The organism is Xanthomonas sp. NCPPB 2864 (assembly GCF_056675615.1).
Window position 1 is genome coordinate 65,781 of sequence record NZ_JBWWVS010000011.1, and the last position, 17,482, is coordinate 83,262.

Genomic DNA, 17,482 nt, shown 5'->3' on the forward strand with positions numbered 1-17,482 from the left:
AGTTATTGAATTGCCGGCCTCTGTCATCACCGGTCATCCCGCCTCACGCCTGCGCACCTGTCCGTGTTCCCGGCCGCGGCCTGCTGCCCCTGCTCGACCTGCACCGCCGAGCTGCAGATGGCCGACGGCAAGCGCCAGCCACGCGAGGCCAGCCACGCCGACTACGACGAGGCGCCCAACCGCGCTGCGCACTGGCCTGGATCGCGCGCAAGTAGCGATGGATGCTGGTCGCCGACTGCGGCTCCAGCACCCTGACCGTGCGCGTGGACGGTGCGCCTGCGCGCGCTCAATCGTCTCATCCATACCGGCATTCCGAGCGCGAGCGCCCGGTCGCCAACCAGCTCGGCGTGCGCATCGCCCCACGGCCCTGAGCACACTCCGGCGGCGCGGTACCATTGGTGGTTTGAACCACGGTCCGCGCCACGCCATGAAGATTGCCTCCTGGAACGTCAACTCGCTCAATGTGCGCCTGCCGCACCTGCAACAGTGGCTGGGCACGTTCGCACCCGACGTGGTCGGCATCCAGGAAACCAAGCTGGAAGACCACAAGTTTCCGGATGCGGCGCTGGCCGCTGCCGGCTATCGCAGCGTGTTCTGCGGGCAGAAGACCTACAACGGCGTGGCGATCCTGTCGCGCTCGCCGGCGCTGGACGTGCAGATGGGCATCCCCGGTTTCGACGACGTGCAGCAGCGCGTGATCGCCGCCACCGTCGACGGCGTGCGCATCGTCAACCTGTATGTGGTCAACGGCCAGGACGTGGGCACCGACAAGTACGCCTACAAGCTGCGCTGGCTGGCCGCGGTGCACGACTGGCTGGCGCAGGAACTGCACAAGTATCCGCAGCTGGTGGTGCTGGGCGACTTCAACATCGCCCCGGATGCGCGCGATGTGCACGATCCGGCAGTGTGGAACGAGCACCACATCCTCACCTCCAGCGCCGAGCGCGCCGCGCTGGAACAACTGCTGGCGCTGGGCCTGCACGATGCGTTCCGGCTGCATCATGAGGAGGCCGAGCAGTTCAGCTGGTGGGATTACCGCCAGGCCGGATTCCGCCGCAATCTGGGCCTGCGCATCGATCTGACCCTGGTCTCGGAGGCCTTGCGCGCGCGCGCGGTGGACGCGGGCATCGATCGCGAACCGCGCACCTGGGAGCGCCCCAGCGACCACGCACCGGCCTGGGTACGCCTGGCCGAGGCGGGCGCATGAGCGAGCGGCATCTGCGGCGTAGCACATACAAGGTTGGCGAGGTCACGATCAGCCCGGTGCATCGGCTGAGTTGCCACTGCGGCGCGGTGCAGATCGATCTGGATCTGCCGCACGGCCTGCTCGATCCGCGCCGTTGCGACTGCTCGATGTGCCGCCGCCGTGGTGCCATCGTCGCCTCGGTGACGCTGGACGGCCTGCACGTGCTGCAGGGCGAGGACGTGCTGCGGCTGTATCAGTTCAACACGCACGTGGCGGCGCATTACTTCTGCGGCGTGTGTGGCATCTACACGCATCACCGGCGGCGCTCCAATCCCAACGAGTACGGCTACAACGTCGGCTGCCTGGAAGGCGTCAATCCCTATGCGTTGAACATCGCCGTGCCGGTGGAAGATGGAGTGCACCATCCGTTGGATCGTGCTCCGGTCGATGGCTGAAACGACAACGCCCGGGCAAGCCCGGGCGTTGAATGTTCCATCAGTGGATGCGTGCTTAGCGCACGCGGCCACGGGTGAACAGATTGACGATTGCCAGCAGGATCACCGCACCCACCAGCGACCACACGAAGGTCCACAGCGTGATCGCCTGATTGATACCGCCACCGAACAGGAACCCGGCGATCAGCGCGCCGACGATGCCGACCACGATATTGAGAATGATGCCCTGCTGCGCATCGCGACGCATGATGATGCTGGCCAGCCAACCCACGATGCCGCCGACGATCAACCAGATGATGATGCCCATGTTGCCGAACTCCTCATGCGATTGCACCGGAAGTAGTGCATGGGCGCCATTCAACGCAGACCGGCGTGAAGTGACTGTCGAGCGTGGTCGCACGCGCATGCGGCTGTTGTGCTTGGTGCACGCAGCGTGACAGCGCACGCAAGCTGGCATATCGGCCCGGTGCAACTGTGGTTGCGTCCGCATCGGCATGGCGAGCGTGGCGAACCGCAGGCGCGCGAGTTGCTGGGCCAGGCCCTGGCGCTGGAACCCGCCCAGGTGCCGCTGCGGCGCGACGAGCGCGGGCGGCCGTCGCTGCAGCCGGCCCTGCCCGACCGGGACACCGGCTGGAGCCATAGCGGCGATTATCTGCTGGTCGGCCTGGGGCAGGGCGTGCGGCTGGGCGTGGATCTGGAGCGCATCCGCGCGCGCCCACGTCTGCTGGAAATCGCGCAACGATTCTTCCATGCCGACGAAATCGCAGTGCTGGCCGGACTGCAGCCAGACGCGCAACAGGCGCTGTTTTTCCGCCTGTGGTGCGCCAAGGAAGCGCTGCTCAAGGCGTACGGGCATGGCCTGTCGTTTGGCCTGCATCGGCTTGCCTACGCAGTGGCACCCGACGGCGCATTGCAGTTGCAGTGGTGCGATCCCGCGCTCGGCCAGGCCACGCAATGGCAGTTGCACGAATGGTGGGCCGCACCGGATTGCCGCGCTGCGCTGGCGTTCTACCCGTTGCCGGCCGAATAGGCGCGGCGATCGCTTCACTGCGTGGCTGCAGCGCAGGTGTGCGTTGCGTCCTGGACCGTGATGCAGCATGTGCCGGACATGGATGCTTGCGTTGCTGGTCCGACCGACGTCTCAAGCATGTTCCGGCCGCGTCGCAGCGTGCGGCAAAATCGGCTGACGGAACTGCGCCACCCCATCCAGATTGCGCAAGGTCACCGTCAGCACGCCGGTGCGTGCATCGATCTCCACTTCGCCAAAGAACTGAAATCCGGCCAGCGGCGACAGGTTGGGCGCCGGCGGGGCTTTCTGGAAGATCACCGTCGGGCCGAAGGTGGCATCGAGTGCATTCGGGCCGAAGCTGCCGGCATTGAGCGGGCCGGCCACGAATTCCCAGAACGGTTCGAATTGCTGAAACGCCGCGCGATCCGGGTGGTAGTAATGCGCCGCGCAATAATGCACATCGGCGGTCAGCCACAGCGTGTTGCGAATGCGCGCTGTGCTGATGAAACGCAGCAGCGTGGCGATCTCCTGTTCACGCCCGCGCGGCACACCCGGATCGCCGTTGGCGATCGCCTCCCAGCGCGCGCGGCCTGCGGCGTCCTGCCCATCGGGCACCTGCAGGCCGATCGGCATGTCGGCGGCAATCACCTTCCATTGCGCACGTGAGCCGGCCAGTTCGTGCTGCAGCCAGGCCAGTTGCTGCGGGCCCAGAAAGGCCGTGTCCGCGCCCGGTTGCGGCTGCAGGTTGTCGCTGTTGGCGCCGCGATAGCTGCGCATGTCCAGCACGAATACATCCAGCAGCGGGCCATAACTGATCTTGCGGTAGATGCGCCCGTTGCCATCGGCATGCACGCCGCGCATCGGTGCGTATTCCAGAAATGCCTGACGTGCACGACCGGCCAGCACCCCGATATCGCGCACCTGATAGCGCTCGTCCAGCTGCTTGCCGGGCGACCAGTTGTTGGTGGTTTCGTGGTCGTCCCACTGCCAGACCTGCGCCACCTCGGCATTGAAGCGACGCACATGCTCATCCAGCAGGTTGTAGCGGTAGTTGCCGCGAAATTCGTCCAGCGTTTCGGCCACCTTGCTCTTGGCCGCGGTGGTGAGGTTGCGCCAGCGCTTGCCTTCTTCCACGATCAGCTCGGCCGGGATCGGGCCGTCGGCATAGATGGTGTCGCCGCTGTGCAGGAAGAAATCCGGGTTGCGCTCGCGCATCGCGCTGTAGATGCGCATGCCGCCGATGTCCGGATTGATGCCGAAGCCCTGGCCGACGGTGTCACCACTCCAGACAAAGCGCACATCGCCACGCGCCTGCGGCGCACTGCGCAGATGGCCGTGCACCGGCGCGCTCAACACACCGCTGTCGGCATCTTCGAAGCGCACCCGGTAGAAGATGTCCTGATCGCGCGGCAATGCGCCCAGATCCACCCGCGCAGTGAAATCGTGCGCTGGCGAAGCCACCGGGCCATCCACGCGACGCGCCTGACGCAGGCTCGGGCGCGTATCCCATTCCACCCGCAGCCGCGCCGGCCGATCGCAGCGGCTCCACAGCAACGCCCGGCCATCCACGACATCGCCGCTCTGCACCCCATCGGTGATCAGCGGCCGCCCGGACGGCGCAGCCAGACCGCGCGCGGACCAACCGGCAGTGGCCGGCAACAACAGGCCGGCACCCAGCCCTTGCAACACGCGGCGGCGGGCGGGATCGGAGGCGGTCATGGCATCCTCGAACGTCTGGCAGCGGCGCCCAGATATAACGCCGCCTTCTTACCGGCGCGTGTCCATTGCGCTGCACGACGCGCCCGGCCCGTGGGGATGGATGCAGTCACCGCGTTGTGCAGCACGCACCGCAAGCTCTGCGCGGCAAGGTCGTGGCAAGGCGGTTTACGCGTGCTGCGACAGTCGTGGAGATCGGCAAAGGCAAGTTGTGGTGGATGGTGAGGCAGGAGGTCGCCACCACCCGCGGCAGCGCAGCGCAGGCTCACGCATCTACCGCACCGGCCTTGCCGTCTTCGACCACAAAGCGCTTCAACGTCGAGACGGTGGCATCGCGGTCGCGGCGGTCGGAGATGCCTTGCAGGCGCGTGTCCATCCGGCCCGGTGTCAGCGTCACCGAGACATAGCCGCGGGTTTCGCCTTCGGCGTAGTGCACATGCGGATTGAGCGCCATGGTCTGTTGCAGCTCGGCGTTGCTCTGGCCGTCGGAGGTGATCGAGGTGCCGACGAATTCGGTGGCCAGCGTCGGCGAGTCGGGGTTGGCCGGATCGGCCTTCAGATCGGTGACCCAGTACGAGTGGATGTCGCCGCCCCAGAACACCGGGTTGCGCAGCCGGGTCTTGGTAATTGCATCGAGCATGCGCGTGCGCGTGGCCGGGTAGCCGTCCCAGCCGTCGGTCCAGTGTCCGAACACGCCGTCGCGGCCGTGCTGGTTCATCGGTGCCACCAATAGATCCTGCGCAATCACGTTCCAGCGCGCGGCCGACTGCGCGAAGGCGCCATGCAGCCAGCGCTCCTGTTCCCAGCCGAGCATGCTGCGGCGTGGGTCGGTGCGTTCGCGGCAGCTGTCGTCCACCACATGCCCGCCGCGCCAGCCGTTGGCCTGCGGGCACGGTTGTTCGCTGCGGTATTGGCGCCCGTCGAGCACGTAGAAGCGCGCCAGCTGGCCGTAGTCCAGCGAGCGGTAGATGCGCATGTCGGCGCCGTGTGGGCGACTGCGTGCGCGCAGCGGGAAGTGTTCGTAGAAGGCACGGTAGGCGGCCGCGCGCCGGGCCAGGAACGTGTCGACTGCAATCGATGGGTCCTGCGACCAGCGGTTGGCGTAATCGTTCTGCACCTCGTGGTCGTCCCAGGTCGCCACGCAGGCACTGCCGGCGTGCAGCGCCTGCAGGTCGGGGTCGGTGCGGTACAGCGCATAGCGGTTGCGGTAGCCGGCCAGATCCAGGCACTCGCCGCTGCCGTGCGGGCGCACGATCTTGGTCGCCGCCTCGCCGTGGTTGCTGTATTCGTAGATGTAATCGCCGAGGAAGAACACCAGGTCCGGCTGTTCGGCGGCCAGGTGGCGGTAGGCGCTGAAATAGCCCAGCTCCCAGTGCGAGCAGGACACAAAGCCCAGCCGTGCGGCATCCGGCAACTGGTGCGGCGCCGGCAAGGTGCGTGCGCTGCCGATGGCGCTACGCGCGCCCAGCGCCTGGAAGCAGTACCAGTACGGGCGATCGGCGGACAGGCCGGCGACCTCCACATGCACCGCATGGCCCCAGGCCGGGCTGGCAACGGTCTGACCCTGGCGCACGATGTGGCGCATGCCCGGGTCGCTGGCCACCTGCCAGCGCACCTGCACCGGGGCGGTCAGCCCGCCGCGTCCATCCGGCTCCAGCGGGCGTGGCGCCAGCCGGGTCCAGATGACAAAGCCGTCGGCCAGCGGGTCGCCCGCGGCCACGCCCAGGGTAAACGGGTCCGGGCTGCCGCTGGCACGCGCGAACGGGCTAAGCAGCCCGGCGGCCGCCAGCCCGGCACCGGCGACGAGAAGACGGCGGCGGCCGTGATCCACGGCGGCAGCTGCGTTGTCGGGGCCAGGCAGGGGCGATGCGGAAGACGGGTCGATCGAGGACATGGGCATACAGGCGATCTGGCGAACGCGACCATAGTGCGACGGGCGCATGTCCGTTCAATGGCAGCGGCAGTGGTGTCGCTGTCGGCGCAGGCTTGCCTGCGTCATCGACTGCGGGTGGATACGGAGACGGGTGTTCCACCGCGGCGGGTGACCCTGCCCACAGCGATGCCCGCACGCCGGTGCAGCGGCGGCTGTGGTGGGTGGCAGGCCTTGCGGCACCGCAGGCCGGGACCTTGTGCTGGGCAAGTTCACGTACGTCGGCTTGCGGCCCACGCGCTCACGCGCCACGCATCGCCAACCTGCGCGGCACGCACCTGCACGCCAGCCAGCTGCGATAATCGCGGCATGAACGATGCCGCACTTCCCCCCGATGTAGCCGCTGCGCTGGCCAACGGCCTGCAGGCCCAATCCCTGGATGCGGCCTTCGCCGCGCCGTTGTTGCGCTATCTGACGCTGCTGGTGCGTTGGAACAAGACCTACAACCTCACCGCCGTGCGCGACCCGCGCGAGATGGTCACCCGCCATCTGCTCGATTCGCTGGCCATGCAGCCCTACATCGCCAGCGGCACGCTGGCCGATCTGGGCACCGGCCCCGGCCTGCCCGGCATCCCGCTGGCAATCACCCGTCCGCAGCTGCAGGTGACCTTGGTGGAAAGCAACGGCAAGAAGGCCCGCTTCATGCGCGAGGCGCTGCGCCAGCTGGCGCTGGGCAACGCACGCGTGGCCGAGTCGCGCGCCGAGGCGCTGGACGAGCCGGCCGCCTACGACCATCTCACCGCGCGGGCGCTGGACACGCTGGCCGGCATCATTGACGTCGGCGGCCACCTGCTGCGCCCGGGCGGCAGCCTGCTGGCGATGAAGGGCGTCTACCCGCACGACGAGATCGCCGCACTGCCCGCTGGCTGGACGGTGGGCGAGGTGCATCCGCTGCAGGTGCCGGGCCTGGACGGCGAGCGGCATCTGGTGGTGGTGCGCAAGGCAGGCTGAAGCGGCCGGCCTGTCCGGTCGCGCGCATTCACTCCCCACTCCCCAACCCCCAATCCCCGCGCTGGGACTTCCGGCCCATGGCAGCTGCGGCCTGGGCTGCCATGATCGAACGTTCGATCCGAACGCAGGCCGCCCGCACGTGACATCTCCTCTCGCCGCCGCACTTTCGCTCGCCCTGCTGGGCGCAAGCTTCGCCGCCACCTCGGCGCAGGCCGCCGCACCGGCACCAGTGGCGCCTGCCACGCTGACCGCCGAGCGCCCCGCCGATGCGCGCTTCCGCGCCATCTACGAAAAAGAGTGGAACTGGCGCCAGGCCGAGACCGGCCAGGCCGACGAAGACAGCGACACCACCGGCGACAACACCCATCTGCCCGATGTCGGCCCGGCCGCGCAGCAGGCGCGCCTGGCGGTATGGGACGGCGTGCTCAAGCAGCTCGACGGCATCGACCCGAAACAGCTCTCGCCCGCCAACCAGGTCAACTACGCCATCTACCGCCCGCAGGTGGAAAACCTCGCCGCCGAGGTGCGCCTGCGCCTGTACGAGATGCCGTTCAATTCGGACAGCTCGTTCTGGTCCAATCTCGGCTTCATGGCGCAGCGGCCGATGAAGACCGCTGCCGAGTACCGCGCCTATATCGCGCGCCTCAACGATGTGCCGCGCTACTTCGAGCAGCAGACCGCCAACATGCGCACCGGCCTGGCGCGCGGGTTCAGCGTGCCGCGCGCGGTGCTGGATGGCCGCGACGTTTCCATCGCCACCGTGGCCGATGTCAAGGATCCCACCGCGTCCAGCTTCTACGCGCCGTTCAAGCAGCTGCCGGCGCAGATCCCTGCCGCCGAACAGGCGCAGTTGCGCGAACAGGCCAAGGCCGCGCTGAGCAATGCAGTGCTGCCGGCCTACAGCAAGTTGCTGAGCTTTTTCCGCGACGAGTACATGCCCAAGGCGCGCACCACGCTGGCGGCCGAAGCGCTGCCCGACGGCAAGGCGTTCTATCGCCAGCAGATCCGCGAATACACCACGCTGGACCTGACCCCGGAGCAGATCCACAAGATCGGCCTGGACGAGGTGGCGCGCATCCAGGCGCAAATGGACGCGATCATCAAGCAGGTCGGTTTCAAGGGCAGCTTCGCGCAGTTCCTGACCTTCCTGCGCACCGACCCGCAGTTCTATGCCAAGACCCCGCAGGAACTGCTCGATCGCGCTGCGTGGATTTCCAAGCGGGTGGACGGGCAGGTCGGCAGGTTCATCGGCACGCTGCCGCGCGGGCGCTTCACCATCAAGCCGGTGCCGGACGATATCGCCCCGTTCTGGACTGCCGGCCGCGGCGGCGCCACCACCTACTGGGTCAATACCTACAACCTGCCGTCGCGGCCGTTGTACAACCTGCCGGCGCTGACCCTGCACGAATCCTCGCCCGGGCATTCGCTGCAGGGCTCGCTGGCGCTGGAGCAGGGCGACCAGCCGGCGTTCCGCCGCGAAAACTATATCTCCGCCTACGGCGAAGGCTGGGCGCTGTACACCGAAAAGCTCGGCCAGGAGATGGGCATCTACGAGACCCCGTACGAGGAATTCGGCCGACTCACCTACGAAATGTGGCGCGCCTGCCGGCTGGTGATCGACACCGGCGTGCACCACGACGGCTGGAGCCGCGAGCAGGCGCTGGCCTACCTGCGCGAGCGCACCGCGCTGAGCGAGCACGAGGTCACCACCGAGGTGGACCGCTACATCTCCTGGCCCGGCCAGGCGCTGAGCTACAAGCTGGGCGAGATCAGCATCGTCAAGCTGCGCGCCGAGGCCGAACAGCAGCTGGGCGACCGCTTCGACATCAAGGCCTTCCACGACGCGGTGCTGAAGCAGGGCTCGGTCACCTTGCCGGTGCTGGAGCAGCAGGTGCGCGCCTTCATCGCCGAGAGCAAGGCGCGCCCGGCAACGTCCAAGCCCAGCGCTGCCGCGCCCTGACCCTGGCCACCGGTCCGCTCCACGTAGGAGCGGACCCGGCCGCGACGCTGTCCCCGGCCCCGGCCCCGTCCTGGCCTCGATCCCAGTTCCAGGTAATCGTCGGCAGCTTCTCGCCCTTCCGGGCGCTGTCTGTGATCAACCAGCATGTAGGCGAAGTGCCATCGCGCTGACCATGACGGCGTCGCGGCCAGGTCCGCTCCTACGACCGCCCGTGTTGCTGCGTCGCGCCCGCCTGTTGCGCCTGATGGCGCCGCCGCGCCCTGACCCTGGCGAACGGTCCGCTCCACGTAGGAGCGGACCCGGCCGCGACGCCGTCCCCGACCCCGGCGCCGTCGTGGCCTCGATCCCAGGTCCAGGTAATCGTCGGCAGCTTCTGGCCCTCCCGGACGCTGTCTGCGATCAACCAGCATGTAGGCGGAGTGCCATCGCGCTGACCAGGACGGCGTCGCGGCCAGGTCCGCTCCTACGACCGCCCCGTGTTGCTGCGTCGCGCCCGCCTGTTGCGTCTGATGGCGCTGGCCAAACGGTCCGCTCCACGTAGGAGCGGACCCGGCCGCGACGCTGTCCCCGGCCCCGGCGCCGTCATGGCCTCGATCCCAGTTTCAGGTAATCGTCGGCAGCTTCTCGCCCTCCCGGGCGCTGTCTGCGACCAACCAGCATGTAGGCGGAGTGCCATCGCGCTGACCAGGACGGCGTCGCGGCCAGGTCCGCTCCGATGCTGCGCGGCAGGCATGCGATTGTGTAACTGCCCTGGCCCCGATAGGCTGCGCCCATGCTGCTGCGTCGCGCCCGCCTGTTGCACCCCTTGCTGCGCCTGATGGCGCTGGCGGTGCTGGCCATGGGCGTGCTGGTCGCACCGGTGGCCTGCGCGCTGGGCGATGTGCATGCGCTGGCGCACGACCAGATGCATCTGGAAGACACCGCGCCGCACGGCCATGACGGCGCCGACGAAGGCGATGCCGGCGAGCGCGATGGGGCCGGCCTGATGCACGCCCTGATGCATAGCGGCTACTGCCACGGCCAGAATCCGGCCGTCTTGCCGGCGCTGGCCTGGCTGCCGTTGTCCACGCACACGCAGGCCCAGCCCGTGGCCGTGCTCGCGTACTACCGCTCGCACCTGAGCGAGACCGGATTGCGTCCCCCGATCGCGGCCTGATGCATCGCCGGCAGCTGCCGGCCTGTCCATCGATCCCGATTCCGGAGACACCCTCATGTGGTTGCAACTGACGGCACTTGCCGTCTTCGCGGTCGTGCCGTGCGCCATGGCGCAGGACGTACCGCCCAAGCCCGTGCTGACCCTGGACGACGCCATCGCGCGCGTCGCCCGGCAGCACCCCGACCTGCGCCTGGCCGATGGTCAGCGCGCGGTCCTCACTGCCGACGCCGAGCGCGACGCGCTGCGTCCGCCGTTGCGCATCGGCGCCGAACTGGAAAACGTGTTCGGCAGCGGCCCGACCCGCGCGCTGGACCAGGCCGAACTCACCGTCACCCTGGCCGGCGTGCTGGAACGGGGCGGCAAGCTGGACGCGCGCCGCACCCTGGCCCAGGCACGCATCGACGCACTCGCCCCGCAGCGGGCGCTGGCGCGGCTGGACGTGCTGGCCGAAGTCGCCCGGCGCTATCTGGCCATCGGCATGGCCGCGCAACGGCATGCGGCCGCGCTGGAAACCCTGGCCCAGCGCCAACGCACCGTCAGTGCCGCGCGCCAGCGTCTGCAGGCCGGCGCATCGCCCGAATCGGTGCTGCTGACCGCCCAGGCCCTGCAGGCGCGCGCGGAACTGGAGCGCGATCGCGCGCAGCAGGAACTGCTGGCCGCGCGCCGCCAGCTGGCGGTGTTGTGGGGGCAGCGCACGCCGGACTTCGGCGATGTCACCGGCGACCCATTGCAGCTGCCGGCGGTTCCCGAGTTCGAGGTGCTGGCGCAGCTGCTCGATGCCACCCCCGAACTGGCGCGCTTGAACGGTGAGCAGCGCGTGCGCGAGGCGCGGGTGCGGCTGGCACGCAGCCAGGCGCGCCCCGACCTGGACTGGCAGGTGGGCGTGCGCCGGCTCGAAGCCAACGACGCCACCGCACTGCTGGGCAGCGTTTCGCTGGCGCTGGGCAGCGCCGCGCGTGCTCAACCGGAGATCCGCGCCGCCGAAGCGGAGCTGTCGTTGCTGGAGATCGAACGCCAATCGCAGGCACTGGCGCTTTACGCCACGCTGGCCGACGCGCATGGCCGCTACCGCACCGCGCAGCTGGAAGTGGCGCGCATGCGCAGCGATGTGCTGCCCGCACTTGCGCGCGCCGATGCCGCCGCCGAGCGCGCGTACCGCGCCGGCGCCACCAGTTATCTGGACTGGGCACAGCTGCAGGCACAGCGCAGCGATGCACGCCAGCAGCAACTGGCCGCCGCATTGGAAGCGCAGACCGCATTGATCGAAATCCAGCGCCTGACCGGGCAGCCGTTCGTGGCCGACAGCACTGCGCAGGTGGGGCCATGAGCGCTACCTCCGCTGCGCGTTTTCGCCCCGCCTGCCTGCGTCCGCCTGGATCTGCTGCGTCGGTACCGGCCTCGACGCTTGCAACCGCATCGGCATCCAGCAGTCGCCAAGCGCTGCGCGCGCCTACCGCGCGTACTGCGCATCCAAGGCATCCGGCGCACACCATCTTCGTTCGTTCGCCCGACGCACAGCGTCGGCGCCAACCAGGATTTTCTTCGATGACACGTTTTCTGCTCGCGCCGCTGTTGCTGGCGCTGCTGCTGGGTGGCTGCGGCCGCAACGGCGAACAATCGCATGACCACGCAACGCCCGGCGCCGAGGGCGACGCCGACGCACATGGCGAGGAAGCCGAAAAAGGCACGCACGGCGGGCGCCTGCTGCGCCAGGACGGCGACAGCGTGGAGCTGGCGATTGCCGAAGACGGCACACCGCCGACCTATCGCGCCTGGCTGTACCGCGACGGCAAGCCGTTGCCGCCCAGCGCCGGCAGTGTCGAAGTCCGCCTGACCCGGCTCGGCGGCGCCAACGAAGTGCATCGACTGCGCGCACGCGACGATGGCAGCCTGTTGGCCGACAGCACGGTCGGCGAGCCGCATTCGTTCGATGTGGAAGTACGCGCCACCGTGCAGGGCAAGTCGCATCGCTGGGCCTATCCCAGCTATGAAGGGCGCACCACCATCGCAGCGAAGATTGCGCAGGACGCCGGCATCCGGGTCGCGCCGGTCGGTCCCGGCAGCATCGCCGACCAGCACGAAGTGCAAGGCCTGCTGACGCCGGCAGAAGGTGCGCAGGCGCAGGCCACCGCACGCTTCCCCGGGCCGGTGCGCAGCCTGCGCGTCAATGTCGGCGACCAGGTGCGCGCCGGCCAGGTGCTGGCCACGGTGGAGAGCAACCTGAGCCTGACCACGTATTCGGTCAGCGCGCCGATCAGCGGCACCGTGCTCGCCCGCAACGCCAGCCTGGGCAGCAACGCCAGCGAAGGCCAGGCGTTGTTCGAGATTGCCGACCTGTCGAGCCTGTGGGTGGATCTGCACATCTTCGGCGCCGATGCCGGGCACATCACCGCCGGCGCACCGGTGACGGTGACCCGCATCAGCGATGGCGTGGTGGCGCAGACCACATTGGAGCGCGTGTTGCCGGGCACGGCCACCGCGAGTCAGAGCACGGTGGCGCGCGCGGTGTTGCGCAACGACGACGGCTTGTGGCGGCCAGGCTCGGCGGTGAAGGCGCGGGTGACGGTGGCGCAGCAGCCGGCGGCGATGGTGGTGCCGGTGGGGGCCTTGCAGCAGTTTCGCGACTGGGAGGTGGTGTTCGTGCGGGTGGGGGATGTGTACGAGGTGCGGCCGGTGAAGTTGGGCGCGCGCGATGCGCAGCAGGTGCAGGTGGTGTCGGGTCTGATCGCGGGTGACGCGGTGGTGGTGGAGCAGAGTTATCTGGTGAAGGCGGATATCGAGAAGTCGGGGGCGTCGCATGATCATTGACCGCTGCGCTTCCGGTTTGCGTCTGCCTCGACCGCAAGCGCGTGCTTGCGACCGGCTCGTCCATTCTTCGGTGAAACGTTTTTTACGTCGTCCACGCACTCACTGCGCAGGCGATCACGCCTGCAACAGCGTGAGAATCTGTACTGCAAAGGTTCGACGTGTTGGGGTCGATCGCGATAGCGGCGAGGGTCGGGATCCTGGTTGCAGTGCCGCCGGCCGACGGCAGCACGCTGCGATTGCACAGGCGTCGTGCGTGTGTACGCATGCGTTGATCGACGTGGCTGCGCACGCCGTTGCGCCGAGTGTGCGCGGAGGTGCGCGTCATGCTCACTAACATCATTCGGTTCGCGATCGCGCAGCGGTGGTTGATGCTGGCGTTGACGGCGGTGTTGATTGCGATCGGGGCGTGGAGTTTTTCGCGCCTGCCGATCGATGCCACCCCGGACATCACCAATGTGCAGGTGCAGGTCAATACGGCCGCGCCGGGGTACTCGCCGTTGGAGTCGGAGCAGCGGGTGACGTTTCCGCTGGAGACGGTGCTGGCGGGCTTGCCAGGGCTGGAATCTACACGCTCGTTGTCGCGCTACGGCTTGTCGCAGGTGACGGCGGTCTTTGCCGATGGCACGGACCTGTATTTTGCGCGGCAGCAGGTGGCCGAGCGGCTGCAGCAGGTCAAGTCGCAACTACCGGCCGAGTTGGAGCCGCAGCTGGGGCCGATCGCGACCGGGCTTGGCGAGATCTTCATGTACACGGTCGAAGCCAAACCGAATGCGCGCAAGCCCGATGGCAGTGCGTGGACGGCCACCGACCTGCGCACCCTGCAGGACTGGGTGGTGCGCCCGCAGTTGCGCAATGTGCCCGGCGTCACCGAGGTCAATACCATCGGCGGCTACGCGCGGCAGATCCACATCACCCCGGATCCGGCACGCCTGGTCGCCCTGGGTTTCACGCTGGACGATGTGGCGCGCGCGGTGGAGGCGAACAACCGCAACATCGGTGCCGGCTATATCGAACGTAACGGCCAGCAGTTCCTGGTGCGGGTGCCGGGGCAGGTGGACGATATCGCGCAGATCGGGGCGATCGTGCTGGATCGGCGCCAAGGCGTGCCGATCCGGGTGCGCGATGTGGCGCAGGTCGGCGAGGGACGCGAGTTGCGCACCGGTGCGGCCACCCAGGACGGCACCGAGGTGGTGCTGGGCACGGTGTTCATGCTGGTCGGCGCGAATAGCCGCACCGTGGCGCAGGCCGCCGCGCAGCGCCTGGAAGTGGCCAATGCCAGTTTGCCGGCCGGCGTGCAGGCGGTGCCGGTCTACGACCGCACCGCGCTGGTGGACCGCACCATCGTCACCGTTGCCAAGAACCTGATCGAAGGTGCGTTGCTGGTGATCGTGGTGCTGTTCCTGCTGCTGGGCAATGTGCGTGCGGCCCTGATCACCGCGGCGGTGATTCCGCTGGCGATGTTGTTCACCCTCACCGGCATGGTGCGCGGTGGCGTGTCCGGCAACCTGATGAGTCTGGGGGCGCTGGATTTCGGCTTGATCGTCGATGGCGCGGTGATCATCGTGGAGAACTGCCTGCGCCGCTTCGGGCAAGCGCAATTGCGCCTGGGTCGGGTGCTCGAGCGCGACGAGCGTTTCGAACTGACCGCCGAAGCCACGGCAGAGGTGATCCGGCCGAGCCTGTTCGGTCTGGGCATCATCACGGCGGTGTATCTGCCGGTGTTCGCACTCACCGGCATCGAAGGCAAGATGTTCCATCCGATGGCGATCACCGTGGTGCTGGCGCTGAGCGGTGCGATGCTGCTGTCGCTCACTTTTGTCCCCGCAGCGATCGCCTTGTTGCTCGGCGGCAAGGTGGCCGAGCACGAAAACCGCGCGATGCGCTGGGCGCGCGGCGTGTATGCGCCCTTGCTGGATCGCGCGCTGCGTCACGGCCGCTGGGTCGGTCTCGGTGCGGTGGTGGCGGTGGCGCTGTGCGCGGTATTGGCCACGCGCCTGGGCAGCGAATTCATCCCGAACCTGGACGAAGGCGACATCGCGCTGCACGCCTTGCGCATTCCCGGCACCAGCCTGGAACAGGCCATCACCATGCAGTCCACGCTGGAAAAACGCATCAAGCAGTTTCCGGAGGTGGCGCATGTGTTCGGCAAGCTCGGGACTGCCGAAGTGGCGACCGATCCGATGCCGCCGTCGGTGGCCGATACGTTCTTGATCATGCATCCGCGCGCGCGGTGGCCGGACCCGCGCAAACCCAAGGCGCAGTTGGTGGCCGAGATCGAGGAAGCGGTGAAGCAGCTGCCCGGCAACAACTACGAGTTCACCCAGCCGATCCAGATGCGCATGAACGAGCTGATTTCCGGCGTGCGTGCGGATGTGGCGATCAAGGTCTACGGCGATGACCTGGACACGCTGGTCAAGCTGGGGCAGCGCGTGCAGGAAGTCGCCAGCACGGTGCCGGGTGCGGCCGACGTGAGCCTGGAACAGGCCACCGGCCTGCCGATGCTGGCGGTGGTGCCCGATCGCGCCGCGCTGGCCGGGTACGGGCTCAATCCCGGCGTGGTGCAGGACACGGTGTCGGCGGCGGTGGGCGGGCAGGCGGCCGGGCAGTTGTTCGAAGGCGACCGCCGGTTCGACATCGTGGTGCGCCTGCCCGAAGGCCTGCGGCAGGACCCGACGGCATTGGCCGATCTGCCGATCCCGCTGCGTGGCGATGGCGAGCGCGCCGATGTCGACGAGTCCAGCCGCGCGGCGGGCTGGCGCAGTGGCGAACCGACCACGGTGCCGCTGCGCGAGGTGGCAAAGGTACAAACCGTGCTCGGGCCCAACCAGATCAATCGCGAAGACGGCAAGCGCCGCATCGTGATCACCGCCAATGTGCGCGACCGCGACCTGGGCGGGTTCGTCGCCGAGGTGCAGCAGCGTGTGCAGGCCGAGGTCGTGCTGCCCACCGGCTACTGGATCGGCTACGGCGGCACCTTCGAGCAACTGATCTCCGCCGGCCAGCGCCTGGCCTGGGTGGTGCCGGGCACCTTGCTGCTGATCTTCGCGCTGCTGTACTGGTCGTTCGGTTCGCTGCGCGACGCGCTGGTGGTGTTCAGCGGCGTGCCGCTGGCGCTGACCGGCGGCGTGGTGGCGCTGGCGCTGCGCGGCCTGGCGTTGTCGATCTCCGCCGGTGTCGGCTTTATCGCGCTGTCGGGGGTGGCGGTGCTCAACGGCCTGGTGATGATCGCCTTTGTGCGCAGCCTGCGGGCCGGGGGCATGTCGCTGGAGCAGGCCTTGCGCGAAGGCGCGCTGAGCCGCCTGCGCCCGGTGTTGATGACGGCGTTGGTGGCCGCACTGGGCTTTGTGCCGATGGCCTTCAATGTCGGCGCCGGGGCCGAGGTGCAGCGTCCCCTGGCCACGGTGGTGATCGGCGGCATCGTCTCGTCGACCTTGCTGACCCTGCTGGTGCTGCCGGTGCTGTATCGCTGGCTGCACCGCGAGCGGGCGGGAAGTGCAGGCTAAGTGCTTGCGGCACATAGGAAAGCCGTGCATAATGCGCGGCTCGCTGTGCCCGGATCGCTCCGGATGGCGGCACCCAGCGCGATGGGGTTGCCGGCTTGTTCCCAGCGTAAGTTCTTGATTCCCAACGTTGCGTGGCAGCTTGACGCTGTCGGGGCCGCCGCTCCCCAGGCTATGGGTGGCAATTCATTTATCGAGGTGCGTAATGTCCCGCGTATGCCAAGTGTCCGGCAAGCGTGTGCAGACGGGTAACAACGTCTCCCACGCAAACAACAGAACCCGTCGTCGCTTCCTGCCCAACCTGCACGAGCGCCGCTTCTGGGTCGCCAGCGAGAACCGTTGGGTGAAGCTCCGTGTCTCCGCGCATGCATTGCGCACCATCGACAAGAACGGGATTGATGCCGTTCTGAAAGAGCTGCGTGCGCGCGGCGAAAAGGTCTGAGGAGTAAGCAGTCATGGCAAAAGGCAAGCGTGACAAGATTCGTATGATTTCCTCGGCCGCTACCGGCCACTTCTACACCACGGACAAGAACAAGAAGAACACTCCGGGGAAGATGGAAATGATGAAATACGACCCGGTCGTGCGTAAGCACGTGATGTACAAGGAAGGCAAGATCAAGTAATCCACCGATTACCCGATCTGCATCCAAGCAAACACCCGCCGCAAGGCGGGTGTTTGCGTTTGGGGAGTGTTGCGGGGGTGATCGCAACAATGGTCGGCGTGCACTCCTCTTTCCCTTCGGGAGAGGGGTAGGGGTGAGGGTACGGGCCGAAGCCACTTGCAAGCGAGACGTCGTTTTTCCGATTGCAC

At 68.0% G+C, this 17,482-nt stretch carries 15 protein-coding genes; 12 read left to right on the top strand and 3 right to left on the bottom strand.

Annotated elements, in window-relative coordinates:
- The first annotated feature begins 221 nt into the window (after nt 1–221).
- Genes AC1KVE_RS18510 through AC1KVE_RS18520 form a run of 3 tightly spaced genes read left to right on the top strand, consistent with a single transcriptional unit; the run spans nt 222 to nt 1,641 of the window.
- Complete coding sequence (locus tag AC1KVE_RS18510) at nt 222–371, top strand: hypothetical protein (protein ID WP_481092870.1); 150 nt, start codon at nt 222–224, stop codon at nt 369–371.
- A gap of 56 nt (nt 372–427) precedes the next feature.
- Nucleotides 428–1,207, top strand: coding sequence for an exodeoxyribonuclease III (xth, locus tag AC1KVE_RS18515; RefSeq protein WP_054591821.1), 780 nt, complete (start codon nt 428–430; stop codon nt 1,205–1,207).
- Nucleotides 1,204–1,641: a GFA family protein gene (locus AC1KVE_RS18520; protein ID WP_054591822.1), complete on the top strand. Its 438-nt coding sequence runs from the start codon at nt 1,204–1,206 to the stop codon at nt 1,639–1,641. Before xth ends, AC1KVE_RS18520 begins: the two co-directional genes overlap by 4 nt.
- A gap of 55 nt (nt 1,642–1,696) precedes the next feature.
- Here AC1KVE_RS18520 and AC1KVE_RS18525 read toward each other — a convergent pair whose 3' ends face one another.
- Nucleotides 1,697–1,948 (bottom strand): GlsB/YeaQ/YmgE family stress response membrane protein, encoded by a 252-nt coding sequence (locus AC1KVE_RS18525; protein WP_016901812.1) that lies wholly within the window; start codon nt 1,946–1,948, stop codon nt 1,697–1,699.
- 126 nt (nt 1,949–2,074) lie between these two features.
- On the opposite strand from AC1KVE_RS18525, the gene AC1KVE_RS18530 reads away from it, so the two are divergent.
- Nucleotides 2,075–2,671, top strand: coding sequence for a 4'-phosphopantetheinyl transferase family protein (locus tag AC1KVE_RS18530; protein WP_024937565.1), 597 nt, complete (start codon nt 2,075–2,077; stop codon nt 2,669–2,671).
- A gap of 111 nt (nt 2,672–2,782) precedes the next feature.
- Here AC1KVE_RS18530 and AC1KVE_RS18535 read toward each other — a convergent pair whose 3' ends face one another.
- Together AC1KVE_RS18535 and AC1KVE_RS18540 are read right to left on the bottom strand one after the other, a co-directional pair.
- The gene (locus AC1KVE_RS18535; RefSeq protein WP_481092871.1) at nt 2,783–4,369 is read right to left on the bottom strand and encodes an alkaline phosphatase D family protein; all 1,587 of its coding nucleotides are present in this window, start codon (nt 4,367–4,369) and stop codon (nt 2,783–2,785) included.
- 262 nt (nt 4,370–4,631) lie between these two features.
- Nucleotides 4,632–6,260, bottom strand: a complete 1,629-nt coding sequence (locus AC1KVE_RS18540) for an alkaline phosphatase D family protein (protein WP_481092880.1) — start codon at nt 6,258–6,260, stop codon at nt 4,632–4,634.
- Nucleotides 6,261–6,605: 345 nt separating this feature from the next.
- Between AC1KVE_RS18540 and rsmG the strand changes: the two genes are divergently transcribed.
- From rsmG to rpmG, 8 genes are all read left to right on the top strand, one after another.
- Nucleotides 6,606–7,247 carry a 16S rRNA (guanine(527)-N(7))-methyltransferase RsmG gene (gene rsmG / locus AC1KVE_RS18545; protein WP_016901826.1) on the top strand — a complete coding sequence of 214 codons (642 nt, stop codon included), beginning with the start codon at nt 6,606–6,608 and terminating at the stop codon, nt 7,245–7,247.
- Between the two features lie 139 nt (nt 7,248–7,386).
- Nucleotides 7,387–9,207 carry a DUF885 domain-containing protein gene (locus AC1KVE_RS18550; protein ID WP_481092872.1) on the top strand — a complete coding sequence of 607 codons (1,821 nt, stop codon included), beginning with the start codon at nt 7,387–7,389 and terminating at the stop codon, nt 9,205–9,207.
- Between the two features lie 772 nt (nt 9,208–9,979).
- Nucleotides 9,980–10,363 carry a hypothetical protein gene (locus tag AC1KVE_RS18555; protein ID WP_016902720.1) on the top strand — a complete coding sequence of 128 codons (384 nt, stop codon included), beginning with the start codon at nt 9,980–9,982 and terminating at the stop codon, nt 10,361–10,363.
- Nucleotides 10,364–10,418: 55 nt separating this feature from the next.
- Entirely contained in the window at nt 10,419–11,690 is a 1,272-nt protein-coding gene (locus AC1KVE_RS18560) for a TolC family protein (RefSeq protein ID WP_481092873.1), read from the top strand.
- Nucleotides 11,691–11,908: 218 nt separating this feature from the next.
- Nucleotides 11,909–13,171, top strand: coding sequence for an efflux RND transporter periplasmic adaptor subunit (locus tag AC1KVE_RS18565; protein WP_481092874.1), 1,263 nt, complete (start codon nt 11,909–11,911; stop codon nt 13,169–13,171).
- A gap of 323 nt (nt 13,172–13,494) precedes the next feature.
- Nucleotides 13,495–16,674 (top strand): efflux RND transporter permease subunit, encoded by a 3,180-nt coding sequence (locus AC1KVE_RS18570; RefSeq protein WP_481092875.1) that lies wholly within the window; start codon nt 13,495–13,497, stop codon nt 16,672–16,674.
- Between the two features lie 202 nt (nt 16,675–16,876).
- The gene (rpmB, locus tag AC1KVE_RS18575; RefSeq protein ID WP_002809459.1) at nt 16,877–17,113 is read left to right on the top strand and encodes a 50S ribosomal protein L28; all 237 of its coding nucleotides are present in this window, start codon (nt 16,877–16,879) and stop codon (nt 17,111–17,113) included.
- 13 nt (nt 17,114–17,126) lie between these two features.
- On the top strand, nt 17,127–17,294 hold the full coding sequence (gene rpmG, locus AC1KVE_RS18580; RefSeq protein ID WP_002809462.1) for a 50S ribosomal protein L33: 168 nt from the start codon (nt 17,127–17,129) through the stop codon (nt 17,292–17,294).
- The last annotated feature ends 188 nt before the right edge of the window (nt 17,295–17,482 follow it).